This is a genomic window from Exiguobacterium sp. (assembly GCF_020832205.1).
Classification (GTDB): domain Bacteria; phylum Bacillota; class Bacilli; order Exiguobacteriales; family Exiguobacteriaceae; genus Exiguobacterium.
Genome location: NZ_JAFIFD010000033.1, coordinates 42407 through 57170 on the forward strand (window position 1 = coordinate 42407; position 14764 = coordinate 57170).

The window sequence follows — 14764 nt, forward strand, 5'->3', positions numbered from 1 at the left end:
GTTTGCGCTCTGCTTTTTTCGTATACTAGAGAGTGGAGGTGGTGAGATTGAAGGTGCGAAGTGGAGGTTACTTGCTGATCGAACGTACCGAACGAGCCGACTATATGGACGAGCGCCTGATTCCGGAGTTCATCCAGTCAGCGAGTGCATGCATTTGTGAGCAACACCCAACGCTTGATGTGCTTTGGGGGACGTCAAACCGTAGTAAGAATCAGTATCGAGAACGGCTGCGACTCAGCGAAGAAGAGTTTCTCATCCTCATAGAATGGGTGGAGTTCTATCAGGAGAGCGGAGAACTCGGATACCCTCAAACGTTTCAGACGATTGAACTCGCAAAGAAATTTCGGGACCGTTTCTTCTCTCACATCGAACTCGACATCATTGAGATCGGCCTACCTGAGTCTTATGTTTCTGACTTTTTAGTAGAAGGGGAAGACGGAGACAGCCCTGAGCGATACGGAGTCGAGCGGTTCATTTTGCGACACGAACGCGACGAGCCGATGGGGAAGCTTCTCGGTTACGAAGTGCTCGGTTATGAGTACGGCACGTTTCACTCATATTTATGTAATGGGTTAGAAAGAGATTTCGCCGAACGATTCACGTTTCAGTTGAACGAGCACGGTTTCATTCCGACGCTCGCAGAAGTGGAACATTATTGTACATACAGTAATCAAGAAGACGTGGGGACGGAGCCTGTCTTATGGTTGCCATGGGTCATCTCGAAAGTGGAGTGAAGTCTCTACAATTGTCGGAAGTCTTCCCTCTATGTCAAGATTAGAGAAAAGGGGGAAGCTTCATGAATCAAGTCATCGAAACGTTATTGAACCACCGCTCCGTCCGTTCGTTCTCGGACGAGCGCTTGACCGCCGAACAAATCCGGCTCATCGTCGAGAGCGCCCAACGTGCTTCGACATCGAGCTTCATCCAAGCCTACTCGATCATCGGGGTCACCGATTTCGAGAAGAAGACGCGACTTGCCGAGATTGCCGGGAACCAGGCGTACGTTGCCGAGAACGGGCACTTCTTCGTCTTCTGTGCCGATTTTTACCGTCACGAGTTGATCGGTGAACTTCACGAAGCGGCCGTCACGAAAACGCTCGAGACGGATGAAAAACTGCTCGTCGCCGTCATCGATGCAGCCCTCGCCTCACAAAACGCGGTCGTCGCCGCTGAATCGATGGGACTTGGCATTTGTTATATCGGCGGGATTCGGAACGATATGTTCGCCGTGAAAGAACTGCTCGGTCTGCCGGAGCGGGTGTTGCCGCTGTTCGGTCTCGCGGTCGGGGTGCCAGCCCACGTCGAAGACCAAAAACCGCGTCTGCCGTTCGGTCATGTTTATCACGAGAATACATATGAGCTCGACCCGGACGAACTGAAGCGCCAACTGTCACGGTACGACGAGACAATTCATGACTACTATGCGGCACGAGGTTCGAACCGCCGTGATGATACATGGACGGGACAAATGGGACGGATGTTGTCGAAACCGACACGGCTCGACGTGAAAGACTTTTTGAAGACGCAAGGATACTTGAAGCAAAAATAAAAACCGCCAAAACTTCGGCGGTTTTTATTTTGTCCGGGCATCGAGCCATGCCTTGTCGATGGCACCGAACTGTTTCGCTAAAATGACGCCGTTCTCGTCGAGGACGTACGTCGTCGGCATCGCTTGGATGCGATAGCCGTTCGCGACGGCGCCATCCTCATCATAGACGACTTCGAACGCATCTTCGTACGGGGCGACAAAGTCGCGCGCATCGTTCACGTCACGCTCACTCGTCGTCGTATTCACAGCGACAATCGTCACTTCGTCCGTCGACCGGGCGAAGGCGGCCATATCGGGCATCTCGGCGCGGCACGGCGGGCACCACGATGCCCAGAAGTTGATGACGACACGCTGCCCCCGTAACTCTTCTAAGCGGAACGTACTGCCGTCCGTCCGTCTCAACTCAAAGTTCGGCGGGACTTGTCCGATATTCAGTCCGGTCGCCTCTGTCGCATTCGAGTCGAGCGTTTTCGTCTCGTCCGGCAAACTCGCATTGACGACAGCGAGGAAGACGAGGACGCCTAGGCCGTACTGCACGACACGGCGCGACGGTCTAGCGAAGTAAACAGCAAAGCCGACCAGACCTGCGAAAAGAACGAGCCACGCGAGGTTCAGAGTCGTCGTCACGTACGTGCTCGCGAGCCAGATGGCCAATGCCCCGGCCATCGTCCAAATCAATAAGCCGAGCGACGGCGTCCGCATCCAACGCCACGTCGTGATGATCAATAAGACGATGAGCCCGGCCATGTAAAAGTGGAGCGGCTGGGGTGAAGCGATGAGCGGGAGCGAGGCATAACGCGGGACGGCGAGCGTCACTCCGAGCCAAAGGACGAGACCGGACAACGCCCAGTAGCCATATAGCTGCTGATTGAGCCGAAAGACGAATAGGAAGATGGCGAGCACAGCGATGGCGACAGACCAATTTCCGCCGGTCGCATACAAAGCGAGCGATAAACTGCCGGTCGTGATCAGACCGATCACGATGGCGCTCCCTTTCCATGCGAGGAAGCCAATAAACCACGTGCCGAGGACGGCATCACGCTCTTTTTCCGTCAAACCGATTTTTTTGAAGCCAATGTAGAGAATGAGCAGACTGACCATGAAAACGAGCAAGTCGAGTCGGATGTTCAGTGGACCGATGGCGATCACGTAATCCCTCCTAGAGAAAAAGCGCCCAAACGAGTGGGCGCTTTCTTTGTTTTTAGTATAGCATTAGCGAATCTGTTCTGCATTGAGGACCGTCTTCATCGCGCCATAGCCACCGAGGATGTTTTGAATATCCTTGTAGCCGAGCGATTGAAGGACGCTCGCTGCCATGCGTGAACGGACGCCAGACGCACAGTGGACAGCAATCGTTTGGTCTGTCGGGAGACCTTTATGGTCGCGTGCGAGTTTTCCGAGCAAGATGCGTTCGGCTTTCTCATAGTGGCTCGCGTTCCATTCTGTCGCGTTGCGGACGTCAAGTACGAACACGTCGCCTTTTTCAGCTGAATCGATCGCTTGTTCGGCCGTCACATCCGTGTACGTCTCCGTCAACAGCTCTTGACCGAGCTCTTCAATCGGAACGATGTAGCGAAGCTTGTCCATGCCGATCGATTGAAGGTCGGTTTGGACTTGCTCGACATCGTCAGCGCTCGCGATGAGCGTGATGTCTTGGTCGAAGTTGACGAGCCAGCCGGCCCATGAGACGAACTTCGTGTTGTATGGGATGTTGATTGTGCCAGGGACGTGGCCTTTGGCAAACTCTTCGCCTTTACGCGTATCGATCACTTGTGTCGCTTCGACGAGAGTGTCAAGGCGCTCAGCACCGACGACTTCTGGACGAGCGATCTCGTTCGTCACTTGAATGCCTTCTTTGTTCACTTTCTTCATCATCGCGAAGTAGTTCGGCGGCTCCGGTTGGTCCGTCGTCAACTCTTTGATGAACGCATCTTTGTCTGTCATTTGAAGCGCCCAGTTCGTCGCTTTCTCGTAACCGACCGTCGATGTCGGAATCGCGCCGAGCGCTTTTCCGCAAGCACTGCCGGCACCGTGGCCAGGCCAAACTTGGACGAAGTCAGGAAGAGCTTTGAACTTTTTAAGCGAATCGAACATTTGCTCGGCGCCGATCGCTGTCGTGCCTTTCACACCGGCTGCTTCTTCGAGTAGGTCAGGACGACCGATGTCGCCGACGAAGACGAAGTCGCCTGTGAAGATGCCCATCGGTTGCGTTTGGTTGCGGTCGTAGAGCAAGAACGAGATATGTTCTGGCGTGTGACCTGGTGTGTGCATGACTTCGAGCGTGACGTTACCGACTTTGAACGTGTCGCCTTCTTTGACGAGTTGTGAGTCGATGTCTTTTGCGAACGCGTACTTCCATGAAGCGTCGCCTTCATCTGACAAATACGCTTTTGAACCCGTGCGCTTGGCGAGCTCGAGTGATCCTGAGACGAAGTCGGCGTGAATGTGCGTCTCGGCAGTCGCGACGATCGTCATGCCTTCTTTTTCAGCTTCTTGCAAGTAAGGTGTGATGTTGCGGGCCGGGTCGATGACGACGGCCTCGCCTGTCATTTGGCAACCGACCATATATGAAGCTTGTGCTAATTTTTCATCATAGAAATAACGTAATAACATGTGAAGTACCCCCTAGAATAGTTGACTGTAAACATCAGTTGGTTCGTTGAAATGTATATAAAGAAATGATTAAACGGTTTCACCCGTCCAGCTCATCATGCCACCATCGACATTGACAACGTCGAAGCCGAGCGAGTCAAGGTAAGCCGACGCGTTCATGCTGCGTCCACCTGCCGCGCAAATGACGTGAATCGGTTTTGAACGGTCGAGCTCATCGACTTTCGCCCCGAATTCAGAGAGCGGTACGTTTTTCGCTTGTTTAATATGGCCGCCCGCATATTCGTCCGTTTCACGAACGTCAATCAAGTTGATCGAGTCATCAGCGTTAAGCAACGTTTCAAGTTCAGTCGTAGAAATGGTTTTCATGTGGTCATAATCTCCTTTTCCTGAATCAAGTTTTGGCAACGAGAATCTTTCGTTGGCTTTAATATACCCCCTAAGGTATACTCGATGCAAGCAGAAAGATTGGAGGCGAATAAAATGCGTAAAATCGTGATGTTGTTGTCATTTTTAGTAGTTGGTACCCTTTTAATCGTACTATTCACATCTAGTAAGGGAGAAATTACTAAAATTGATGTTGAAACATTACAAAACAGATTGGAAAACGAAGATATTACCTTGATTGATGTCCGTGAAGTGGATGAATACGAGGGGGGGCATATCGAGGGAGCGGTGAACGCACCACTTTCTACATTAAATGAAACCGAATTGCCTTATGCGAAAGACGAACCTCTCTATATTATCTGCCGAAGCGGAAACCGGAGCGCCCAAGCTGCAAGCTTGTTGAACGACCGGGGGTATACTGAAATTTATGACGTGACCGGCGGCATGATCGCCTGGGAACAGAAATAGAACTTACTTATCGCAAGTAGGGAACTGGAGGATTGTTTATGGAGTTAGGGTTCATCATTACCATCTTTTTAATCGGATTCATCGGGTCGTTCATCTCGGGGATGGTCGGCATCGGTGGTTCGATCATCAAATATCCGATGTTGTTGTACATTCCGCCGCTCCTTGGGTTTGCGGCGTTCAGCGCGCACGAGGTATCCGGAATCAGTGCGATCCAAGTGTTCTTCGCGACAATCGGGGGGATCTACGCTTACCGGAAAGGCGGCTACTTGAACAAACAGCTCATCCTTTATATGGGTGTCGCAGTGTTGATCGGGAGCTTCCTCGGCGGTTACGGATCGACGCTCTTGTCGGAGAACTTGATTAACGTCGTGTACGCCGTACTGGCCACAATCGCGACGGTCATGATGTTCTTGCCGAAAGCGAACGTCGAGAACGTCCCGCTCGATCAAGTGACGTTCAACAAAGTCATCGCCGCCGGGTCGGCGTTTGTCGTCGGAATCGCCTCAGGGATCGTCGGAGCAGCGGGGGCGTTCATCTTGATGCCGATCATGCTCGTCGTCTTACGCATCCCGACGAAAATGGCGATTGCGAGTTCTCTCGCCATCACATTCATCTCATCGATCGGATCGACGGCCGGGAAAATCATCACCGACCAAATCGTGTGGGAGCCGGCCTTCATCATGATTATCGCCAGCTTGATCGCGGCACCGATCGGAGCGAGCGTCGGGAAAAACATGAAGACGAAGTCGCTCCAACTCATCTTGGCGCTGTTAATTTTAGCGAGCACGGTCAAGATTTGGATGGATATCATCGGATAAAAGAAGTCAGGCTACCGATTCCGTTCGGTAGCCTTTTTGCATACGCGTCGGCAGTGTACAACGATTTCACACAGTCCCTCGGTTGATTTACGTTCACAAGAACGTTAAAATACGATTCATACGTTTGTCCGTTTCATCGTGCTTGCACGATTTGATATGAATTTATTGAGTGGTAAGGAGTGTTTGAGACAATGAATCACTTGAATCAACCGAAAGGAAAGATGGAACGGTTCCGTCAGACGGCGGCGAACTCGTTCCGGACGCATCGTCTGTTCTGGCTGTTCACGCTGCTGTTGTGGACGAAGTCGACGATTGCGTATCAGTTCTTTTTCAACATCCCGATTGACAACGCGATGCAGTCGTTCATTTTGTTGATCAACCCGATTAGCTCGACGCTGTTCTTATTCGCGTTCAGCTTTTTCTTCAGTGGAAATAAGCGTAAATGGGCCCTCTACATCTTGTATGCGGTCTCGTCGCTCATCTTGTTCGCTGATACGACGTATTATCGTGAATTCACGGATTTCTTGACCGTGCCGGTCTTGTTCCAATCGTCGAACATGGAGACGTTGTCGTCTTCGTTCTTCTCACTGCTTCAATGGAAGGACTTGCTCATCGTCGGTGACTTGATCGTTTTGCCGTTCCTGCTTTGGAAGATGAACGAGACGGGCAAGGCGTCACGCAAACGCGTCATCGCCACGTTCGTTGCGGCTGCAGCCATGTTCGGTTTCAATTTGGCGCTCGCCGAGACAGAACGTCCAGAGCTACTTACGCGCTCGTTCGATCGTGAACTGCTCGTCAAAAACTTAGGACCGTTCAATTTCCACATTTATGACGCGATGCTCCAGACGAAGACGTCGGCGCAAAAAGCGATGGCGGACGGGTCAGAGCTCGCAGAGATTGAATCGTATACGCGTCAGAACTATGCGGCACCGGACCCGGAGATGTTCGGTAAGTATAAAGGCAAAAACGTCATCGCCGTATCGTTCGAGTCGGCCCAAAACTTCACGAATCATATGAAAGCGCCGAACGGCGAGTACATCACGCCGAACTTGAACAAACTGATTGAAGAGTCGCACTTCTGGCCGAACTTCTACCATACGACCGGCCAAGGGAAGACGTCGGACTCTGAGTTCGCCCTCGACAACTCGCTCTTCGGCTTGCCGCGTGGTGGGGTATACTTCACGAACGCCGATAACGAGTACGATGCGTTGACTGAGCGAATCAAACAGGCCGATTACCATTCAGCTGTGTTCCATGCCAACAACAAGTCGTTCTGGAACCGTGACCAAATGTACGCCAACATCGGTGTCGACTCGTTCTATGACCAAGACTACTACGACTTAGGCGACCCGGCCGATATGACGGAGTGGGGACTGCTCGACGATGAGTTCTTCTTGCAATCGGTGCCGATGCTCGAGGAGCTCCCGGAACCGTACTTTGCGAAATTCATCACGCTCACGAACCATTTCCCGTTCACGATGCCGAGCGAGGAGCATGAGCTCGTACCGAAGTTCGAGACGAATTCGACGACGCTCAACAACTTCCCGCAGGCACTCGCTTATCAAGACTATGCGCTCGGCTTGTTCATCGACGAGTTGAAGGCGAACGGCATGTGGGAAGACACGATCTTTATCGTCTATGGTGACCATAACGGCATCTCGACGAACCATAACGCCGCGATGGCCGACTTGCTCGGCAAAGATGAAATCACACCGTATGACGTCGCGAAGCTACAACAAGTGCCATTCGCGATTCACTTGCCGGGGCAAGAGGAAGGTGTCGTCCATGACGGAATCGGTAGCCAAATCGACATGAATCCGACGATTCAGCATCTCCTCGGAATTGATACGTCGGATCAAATCGGGTTCGGGAACGATTTGTTCGCACCGGAGCGGAACGACCGCGCCATCTTCCGGGACGGGACGATGATCACGAAAGATTACGTCTTCACGCAGTCGATGTGCTATGAAGCAGAGACGGGTGAAGTCGCAGACGATACGGAAGCATGTAACCCGCTCGAAGAAGAGGCGAATCGCGTGCTCGAGATGAATGACTCGATCATCTACTCCGATTTGCTTCGATTCAGAGAACAGAATGAATGATAAAAAGAGAGAGTTCCATCTCTCTTTTTTTGTGGTCTTGAATCAAGATGTGAACGAACGTGGTAAGATGACAGGAGTCATAACAGGAGAGAGTGAAGCGAATGGAGTATACGGGAGAACGGGTCATCCCGGATCAGATGAATCCGATGAACGGGATGTTGCTCGAACACATTGCCCGCTATCAGTTTTCATTATTGTATTTGAACGGTCGCGTGCTCGATTTTGCGACCGGGAGCGGCTATGGAGGACAGTTGATTGCGAAAACGTTGAAAGGCACTGTGACGGAAGTCGTTGGGGTCGACGTGTCCGAGACCACGATTGCATACGCGAAAGGAAGATATCATCACCCAAGCGTCAGCTACCTCGTCGGGGACGTGCTCGACCGGACGTTACCGGAACGACTCGGTCAATTCGACTGCATCGTCAGTTTTGAGACGATTGAGCACGTCGTAGATTTCGAGTGCTTTATGGATAACGTCTGGGCGATGTTGAAACCTGGCGGGACGCTCGTCTTGTCGACCCCGTTCGGGCAAGGGGTCGGGCAGCCGACGAATGAGCCGTTCCACGCCCACCAGTTCACAGAAACGGAATTTGAGGCGCTGTTCGATCGCTTCACGTCGGTCGACTACTACTATCAACGAGGTGTCCTCGTAGAGCCTAAACGACCGAACCGGCACTATCCGTTCGGGATCGCGGTAGCGGTGAAATGAACAAGATGAAAAAACCATCCTACTACGGATGGTATATGGTGATGATTGCGGGCCTCGGAGTATTTTTTTCCGGCCCCGGTCAGACGTATTTCATCTCAGTGTTCATCGATCAGTACATAACCGACTTCGGATGGTCGCGCTCGGCAGCATCAGCGGGCTCGCGACGTCCGTCATGGTGCTCGTTTCGGCGGTCGGTCCGCTTCCGTTCGGGATCGCCTACGACTTGTTCGGGAACTATGAGTCGATCATTTGGTACTCGCTCGTCTTCCCGGTCATTGGCATCCTTGCCGCATCATTGGCGGTGAAGCCGACACTTGCAAGTTAAATCAAAAAAAGCCCGATGAACACGTCACCGGGTGATGAAATAATAAAGTAATCCGAGCCCGAGGAACGAGAGCGGGAGCAAGATGATATAAATCCAGGAAACCATCGACCAACTCTTCTTCTGGCTATACTCAGATTTGTCTTTGCCGAGGCCGACCATGATCGTGAAGACGAGGGCAATCAAACAGACGAGTAACGATAATCCGATCGTGAGGTACATTCTGTCACATCCTTCATTGTTTCTTCATATATTTAGCATAGCTGAAAACCAAACAAAAAAGCCTCTGAAATGTTGGGATTGTGTGTCCAACGGTCAGAGGCTTTTATCACACCTATTTATCCTTGAGATACGTGTCGGCATCGTCAATCGGAATCCCGAGCGCTTCGTGGATGACGGTCAAGGCGCTCTCGTTGCGTTTGTCCGTCTCGGCGGCGACACAGTCGCGCGGGACGTGGAGCTCATACTCCCGCATATAGCCGTCGTTCGCCGAGAACAAGATGCAGATGTCCGAGGCGACGCCGGTCAAAACGAGTGACGTGACGTCGAGTTGCCGCAGCAAGATGTCGAGCTGCGTCCCGTAAAACGTCGAATGTCGTGGCTTGATGATGAAATACTCCTTGTCTTCCGGCGCGATTCGTTCGGCGATGGCGCTGCCTTTCGAAGCGTCGACGTGACGGATGATGTCTTCCGTACTGTCTTTCCATTGGCCGAAGTTGTCGTTGCAGTAAATGACCGGCAAGTCCGCGTCTTTAAAGTGACGCTTCAGCTTCAAAATCGGCTCGACAATCGGTTCCGTGTTACGCAACAGGTCGTCCCCGCCGACAAAATCAAAGTCGTTGAACATGTCGATGATGAGCAGTGCCGTCTTTGGCATACATATCCCTCCCATACAAAGATGCTCTCTTTAGGGAGGTACCACTTTCTACTGCTCGATAATCGTCATTCCGCGAACGTTTTGCTTCGGAACATGAACGCCGTGATGACGTAAAACGCGATGATGTGGATCAGCACGTATAGCGCCGAGAACCAAATCGTCACGTCCATCGTCTCCATGAACCCGGGGCTCTGGTAATAGACGGACAAATCCGTGTGCAAGAAGACGATCCATTTGGCGATGGCCGGCTTCCACGTGATGAGGAGCCCGCCGATCATCGTCGAGAGGAAGTTCGCGAGCACGGTAAAACCGATGACGACGCCGGTCGACTTGAAGACGACCGAGAACATGAGCGTCAAGAAGATCACGAACACACCGCTTGAGACGCTGAGCAGAATGTTGCGGAACTGTTCGAACGTCAAGCTCCCGTCTAGCGTGAAAGCGAAGCCATACGAAACGGCGAGGATGAACACGAATTGGACGAGCATGATGAGAAGCGCGGCAATCAGTTTTGACAACAGGATGCGGTCGCGTGAGTAAGGGCTCATGAGCAGGTGCTTCAACGTGTCGAACTTTAACTCGTTCCCGATCATCTCGGCCGTGAACACGATGGTGAAGATGCCGAGGAACGTCATCGCGGCCATCGTCGCATAGTTGACGAACGTGGCGGCATCCCCCGGTTCATTTCCGCTTCGGACGATGAAGTACGTCAAGATGATAATCCCGGTATACATCCCGAGGGCGATGAGCGGCTTAATCGTTCGCCGCCACTTCATGAACTCATTGGCTAGTAATGAACGCATGGTTCGTGCCTCCTTCTTTCTTCGTCAATTTCAAGAACTGTTCTTCGAGCGTCTCGTGCTTCATCCCGATCTGATATACCCCGATGTCCCGGTCGACAAGATGTTTCAGTAAGTGGGGGATATCGGCTTCCGGACGTGGGATGATGAACGTCTCGGCCGACTGTTGGACGATTTTGACGTCATCGAAAGTGAGCGCCGCCACGTCGAGCGCCTCGGACATATCGGCCCGGTCGACTTTACAAAGGATGACGCTTTCCGTTTTCGGTTCGCCTTCGCCGCCCTGAACGGATTTGATTTGGCCATGGTCGATGATGGCGAAACGGTCCGTGATCATTTCCATCTCGCTGAGCAGATGGCTCGAGATCAAGATGGCGATGCCGCGGTGGTCGGCGAGGTGCCGTAAGTACTGACGCAGGTCGGCGATGCCGGCCGGGTCGAGCCCGTTCGTCGGTTCATCCAAAATAAGCACTTTCGGATTGTGTAAGAGCGCCCGGGCGATCCCGAGCCGTTGTTTCATTCCAAGTGAATATTGTTTCACTTTCATATCGAGCTTCGTTTCGAGCCCGACTAAAGCACCGAGAGCGTTCAAGTCCACTTTTTTCAGACCCGGGATCAAGTTCATCGCATGAATCAAGTTTTCACGTCCCGTCAAGTACGGATAGAAAGCCGGATTCTCAACGATTGCCCCGATGCGGCTAAGCGCCTCTTGGCGCTCGGTCGCGACGTCGAACCCATCGACGGTCACGGAGCCATGTGTCGCCGGCATGAGGCCGGTAATGATGCGGATCGTCGTCGTCTTCCCGGCGCCGTTCGGACCGAGGAACCCGAAGATTTCACCCGGCACGACTTCAAAGCTGACGTTAGTTAATACGTTCGTCTTGCCCATCTTTTTGTGTACGTTTTGTACGGTTAACATCGTGTCACCTAACTTTCATAAAGTGTATGTTCCAACTTGCCTACACCTCTCATACGGACGGTTTTGAAACAAGGTTTCACCTTTTTTTGAAATTGTTGAAACGGAGCCGTCGGTTCACAATTTACCGATAAGGAAAACTTATTGAAATAGTATGGACGAATTGTGAATTTGAAAGGGTCTTTCGAGCTGGAAAGGTGTAGTATGAAGGGGAGAGTAAGAGGCAAGATTTGGCTCTTTTCAAGGCATGAATCAGAAGGATGAACTGTTTCGTGTGTAATGTTAAAATGAAAGCGTTCACACATCGGAGCGCACAGGAACGGATAGGGGGATTTATTCAATGGGAGAGTCGTCGAACGGTCACGAAGCGTTGCAATCATTTTATGGTCCAAACTTAGGCTACATCGTTGAATTGTACGAGCAATATTTGGAAGACCCAGAATCGGTCGATGTGGAGACGCGTCGTTACTTTGACGAGCATGGTGCACCGGAAACGGCATTGCCAGAAGCGCCGGTCGCCTCATTTGATTTAGAGAAAGTCGTGGCAGCGACACGGCTGGTCAATGACATTCGGGCACTCGGCCACAAAGCGGCCGATATTTATCCGCTCAAAGACCATCCGCGCGAACACGGCTTGTTTGCGTTTGACCGCTACGGATTGAGTGAGGCCGACCTCGAGCAAGTGCCGGCCCATTTATTGTCAGAAGACGTGCCGAAACCAGGTGCGAACGCGCTCGAGCTCGTCCGTCACTTGCTCGACGTCTACACAGACACGGTCGCCATCGAACTCCGTCATTTAGATGACATGGAAGAGAAACGCTGGATTCGTCGTCGCATCGAGCAAGGGGCGCTCAAAGCGAAACTGTCGAAGAACGAGAAAATCGAATTGTTCGAACGTCTTGCTGAGACGGAACTGTTCGAGTCGTTCCTTCATAAAACGTACGTCGGTCAGAAACGATTCTCGATTGAAGGGCTCGACTCGATGGTCCCGCTCCTTGACGCGATGGTCGGAAGACTCATCTCGAGCGGATCGGAACATATCAACATCGGGATGGCGCACCGGGGACGCTTGAACGTCCTCGCGCATGTGCTCGGGAAACCGTACGAAATGATCTTTGCTGAGTTCCAGCATGCACCGAACAAAGAACTCATCCCATCCGAAGGCTCGATCGGCATCAACTTCGGTTGGTCAGGAGACGTCAAGTATCACCTCGGTCTCGACCGGAGAGTGCTCGAGGAGAAGAAAGAAGTCCGTTTGAACCTCGCCAACAACCCGAGTCACCTCGAGTTCGTCGGTGCCGTCGTCGAAGGGTATACACGCGCCGCGCAAGACGACCGCTCTGAAAAAGGGATGGCCGTCCAGCACGACGACAAAGCCGCCTCGATTTTGATTCACGGGGACGCTGCCTTCCCAGGCCAAGGCATCGTCGCGGAGACACTGAACATGACGAACTTGAAAGGGTATCGCACGGCCGGAACGGTTCACGTCATCGCCAACAATACGATTGGCTTCACGACCGACCCGAGTGATTCGCGCTCGACACGATATGCGAGTGACATCGCCAAAGGGTATGAGATTCCAGTGTTCCACGTCAACGCCGATGACCCGGAAGCGTGCATCGCCGTCGCCAAGCTGTGCAGCGAATACCGCGCCAAATTCCATAAAGACATCCTCGTCGACTTGGTCGGCTACCGCCGTTACGGCCATAACGAGATGGACGAACCGATGAACACGAACCCGGTGCTCTACAAAGCGATCAAAGGCCACCAATCGGTCCGTCACGTCTACGCTGACCGTCTTGAATCCGAGGGCGTCATGACGAAAGAAGACAAAGCGAAAATCGAGCAGTCGATCGAGGAGCGGCTCAAGTCGGCCCGCGACCTCGTCCCGGCCGAAGAAGAAGATGCGGACATCGTCTTGCCGGAAGCGGTCCATAAAGGATTCCCGTCTGTCGAGACGGCCGTCGACCGTGACGTGCTCAAACGATTGAACGATGATCTCCTCGAATGGCCGGAAGGGTTCGGCGTGTTCCACAAACTTCAAAAAGTACTCGACCGTCGTCGTGACGCGTTCGGGGAAAATGGAAAAGTCGACTGGGGCCATGCCGAGACGCTCGCCTATGCGTCTATTATCTCGGACGGCACGCCGATCCGTTTGAGCGGCCAAGACTCGGAGCGCGGCACGTTCGCCCAGCGCAACATCATGTTGAACGACGTCGAGACCGGCAAGAAGTTCTCGCCGCTCCACCACTTGTCGACGGCGAACGCATCGTTCTCGGTGTTCAACAGCCCGCTGTCAGAAGGATCGGTACTCGGCTTCGAGTACGGGTACAACGTTTTCGCCCAGGACACGCTCGTCCTATGGGAAGCGCAGTACGGTGACTTCGCCAACTCCGCACAAGTCATGTTCGACCAGTTCATCTCGGCCGGGCGTGCCAAGTGGGGACAAAAGTCTGGTCTCGTCATGCTCTTGCCGCACGGTTATGAAGGGCAAGGGCCAGAGCACTCGAGCGCCCGGATGGAGCGCTATTTGACGCTCGCCGGAGAGAAAAACTGGACGGTCGCGAACCTTTCGACGGCCGCACAGTACTTCCACATCTTACGCCGCCAAGCGAAGATGCTCGGGACAGAACAAATTCGTCCGATGATCATCATGACACCGAAGAGCCTGCTACGTCATCCGCTCGCAGCCTCGCCGGTCGAAGAATTGGCAGACGGCACTTTCTGCCCGATCGTCGAACAGCCAGGTCTCGGGGAGACGCCAGATAAAGTCGAACGACTCGTCTTCTGTTCAGGGAAGATGGCGATCGATCTCCAAGAGGCGACGATGAAGTCCGAAGAGTCACTCGACTTCTTGCACATCATCCGCGTCGAAGAGATTTATCCGTTCCCGGTGCGTGAGATTCGCGACGTCATCAGCCGTTATCCGAACGCGAAAGAAATCGTCTGGGTACAAGAAGAACCGAAGAACATGGGTGCGTGGACGTACATCGAGCCTCGCCTCGAAGCGGTCGTATCGAACCGTCTGAACGTCCGCTACGTCGGCCGTCGCCGTCGTTCAAGCCCGGCTGAAGGAAATCCGACAGCCCATAAACAAGAACAAGCACGCATCATCCGTGACGCATTATCGCGTGACGCCGTCTCAAGTGCGGCCGGCACGAGCACATACCAAAAAGATCGTAAATAAGTTAAGGGGGAACTCATT

Annotated in this window: 15 protein-coding genes; 8 read left to right on the plus strand and 7 right to left on the minus strand. The window is 52.8% G+C overall.

The window, feature by feature from the left end:
- Positions 1 to 47 precede the first annotated feature (47 nt).
- Together JJU47_RS07670 and nfsA are read left to right on the plus strand one after the other, a co-directional pair.
- Positions 48 to 734, plus strand: a complete 687-nt coding sequence (locus JJU47_RS07670; protein WP_228617860.1) for a hypothetical protein — start codon at positions 48 to 50, stop codon at positions 732 to 734.
- 62 nt (positions 735 to 796) lie between these two features.
- Positions 797 to 1549, plus strand: coding sequence for an oxygen-insensitive NADPH nitroreductase (nfsA, locus tag JJU47_RS07675; protein ID WP_228617862.1), 753 nt, complete (start codon positions 797 to 799; stop codon positions 1547 to 1549).
- A gap of 24 nt (positions 1550 to 1573) precedes the next feature.
- Here the strand turns inward: nfsA and JJU47_RS07680 are convergent, their stop codons facing one another.
- From JJU47_RS07680 to JJU47_RS07690, 3 genes are all read right to left on the minus strand, one after another.
- Positions 1574 to 2698 (minus strand): redoxin domain-containing protein, encoded by a 1125-nt coding sequence (locus JJU47_RS07680; RefSeq protein ID WP_228617865.1) that lies wholly within the window; start codon positions 2696 to 2698, stop codon positions 1574 to 1576.
- Between the two features lie 63 nt (positions 2699 to 2761).
- Positions 2762 to 4162 carry an MBL fold metallo-hydrolase gene (locus tag JJU47_RS07685; protein ID WP_228617867.1) on the minus strand — a complete coding sequence of 467 codons (1401 nt, stop codon included), beginning with the start codon at positions 4160 to 4162 and terminating at the stop codon, positions 2762 to 2764.
- Positions 4163 to 4231: 69 nt separating this feature from the next.
- Entirely contained in the window at positions 4232 to 4528 is a 297-nt protein-coding gene (locus tag JJU47_RS07690; RefSeq protein ID WP_228617869.1) for a rhodanese-like domain-containing protein, read from the minus strand.
- A gap of 114 nt (positions 4529 to 4642) precedes the next feature.
- Between JJU47_RS07690 and JJU47_RS07695 the strand changes: the two genes are divergently transcribed.
- The 5 genes from JJU47_RS07695 (at position 4643) to JJU47_RS07720 (ending at position 8969) form a co-directional block, all read left to right on the plus strand.
- Entirely contained in the window at positions 4643 to 5014 is a 372-nt protein-coding gene (locus JJU47_RS07695) for a rhodanese-like domain-containing protein (RefSeq protein WP_228617871.1), read from the plus strand.
- Between the two features lie 38 nt (positions 5015 to 5052).
- Positions 5053 to 5832 (plus strand): sulfite exporter TauE/SafE family protein, encoded by a 780-nt coding sequence (locus JJU47_RS07700; protein ID WP_228617873.1) that lies wholly within the window; start codon positions 5053 to 5055, stop codon positions 5830 to 5832.
- Between the two features lie 191 nt (positions 5833 to 6023).
- On the plus strand, positions 6024 to 7934 hold the full coding sequence (locus tag JJU47_RS07705) for an LTA synthase family protein (RefSeq protein ID WP_228617876.1): 1911 nt from the start codon (positions 6024 to 6026) through the stop codon (positions 7932 to 7934).
- A 101-nt stretch (positions 7935 to 8035) separates the two neighbouring features.
- A complete protein-coding gene (locus JJU47_RS07710; protein WP_228617878.1) occupies positions 8036 to 8644 on the plus strand; it encodes a class I SAM-dependent methyltransferase in 609 nt (202 codons plus the stop codon).
- A gap of 130 nt (positions 8645 to 8774) precedes the next feature.
- Complete coding sequence (locus tag JJU47_RS07720; RefSeq protein ID WP_228618251.1) at positions 8775 to 8969, plus strand: hypothetical protein; 195 nt, start codon at positions 8775 to 8777, stop codon at positions 8967 to 8969.
- Between the two features lie 24 nt (positions 8970 to 8993).
- Here JJU47_RS07720 and JJU47_RS07725 read toward each other — a convergent pair whose 3' ends face one another.
- From JJU47_RS07725 to JJU47_RS07740, 4 genes are all read right to left on the minus strand, one after another.
- Positions 8994 to 9188: a hypothetical protein gene (locus JJU47_RS07725; protein WP_228617881.1), complete on the minus strand. Its 195-nt coding sequence runs from the start codon at positions 9186 to 9188 to the stop codon at positions 8994 to 8996.
- A 112-nt stretch (positions 9189 to 9300) separates the two neighbouring features.
- A complete protein-coding gene (locus tag JJU47_RS07730) occupies positions 9301 to 9843 on the minus strand; it encodes a cysteine hydrolase family protein (RefSeq protein ID WP_228617884.1) in 543 nt (180 codons plus the stop codon).
- 65 nt (positions 9844 to 9908) lie between these two features.
- On the minus strand, positions 9909 to 10646 hold the full coding sequence (locus JJU47_RS07735; protein ID WP_228617886.1) for an ABC transporter permease: 738 nt from the start codon (positions 10644 to 10646) through the stop codon (positions 9909 to 9911).
- Positions 10624 to 11562: an ABC transporter ATP-binding protein gene (locus JJU47_RS07740; protein WP_228617888.1), complete on the minus strand. Its 939-nt coding sequence runs from the start codon at positions 11560 to 11562 to the stop codon at positions 10624 to 10626. The genes JJU47_RS07735 and JJU47_RS07740 overlap by 23 nt, the downstream gene beginning before the upstream one ends.
- A 337-nt stretch (positions 11563 to 11899) precedes the next feature.
- Here JJU47_RS07740 and JJU47_RS07745 point away from each other — a divergent pair, with 337 nt between their 5' ends.
- Positions 11900 to 14746, plus strand: coding sequence for a 2-oxoglutarate dehydrogenase E1 component (locus JJU47_RS07745; protein ID WP_228617891.1), 2847 nt, complete (start codon positions 11900 to 11902; stop codon positions 14744 to 14746).
- The last annotated feature ends 18 nt before the right edge of the window (positions 14747 to 14764 follow it).

Coding starts and splice junctions, on each gene's coding strand:
- nfsA (WP_228617862.1), top strand. CDS start 797: ATGAATCAAGTCATCGAAACGTTATTGAACCACCGCTCCGTCCGTTCG.
- JJU47_RS07685 (WP_228617867.1), bottom strand. CDS start 4,162: ATGTTATTACGTTATTTCTATGATGAAAAATTAGCACAAGCTTCATAT.
- JJU47_RS07690 (WP_228617869.1), bottom strand. CDS start 4,528: ATGAAAACCATTTCTACGACTGAACTTGAAACGTTGCTTAACGCTGAT.
- JJU47_RS07695 (WP_228617871.1), top strand. CDS start 4,643: ATGCGTAAAATCGTGATGTTGTTGTCATTTTTAGTAGTTGGTACCCTT.
- JJU47_RS07700 (WP_228617873.1), top strand. CDS start 5,053: ATGGAGTTAGGGTTCATCATTACCATCTTTTTAATCGGATTCATCGGG.
- JJU47_RS07705 (WP_228617876.1), top strand. CDS start 6,024: ATGAATCACTTGAATCAACCGAAAGGAAAGATGGAACGGTTCCGTCAG.
- JJU47_RS07710 (WP_228617878.1), top strand. CDS start 8,036: ATGGAGTATACGGGAGAACGGGTCATCCCGGATCAGATGAATCCGATG.
- JJU47_RS07720 (WP_228618251.1), top strand. CDS start 8,775: ATGGTCGCGCTCGGCAGCATCAGCGGGCTCGCGACGTCCGTCATGGTG.
- JJU47_RS07725 (WP_228617881.1), bottom strand. CDS start 9,188: ATGTACCTCACGATCGGATTATCGTTACTCGTCTGTTTGATTGCCCTC.
- JJU47_RS07730 (WP_228617884.1), bottom strand. CDS start 9,843: ATGCCAAAGACGGCACTGCTCATCATCGACATGTTCAACGACTTTGAT.
- JJU47_RS07735 (WP_228617886.1), bottom strand. CDS start 10,646: ATGCGTTCATTACTAGCCAATGAGTTCATGAAGTGGCGGCGAACGATT.
- JJU47_RS07740 (WP_228617888.1), bottom strand. CDS start 11,562: ATGTTAACCGTACAAAACGTACACAAAAAGATGGGCAAGACGAACGTA.
- JJU47_RS07745 (WP_228617891.1), top strand. CDS start 11,900: ATGGGAGAGTCGTCGAACGGTCACGAAGCGTTGCAATCATTTTATGGT.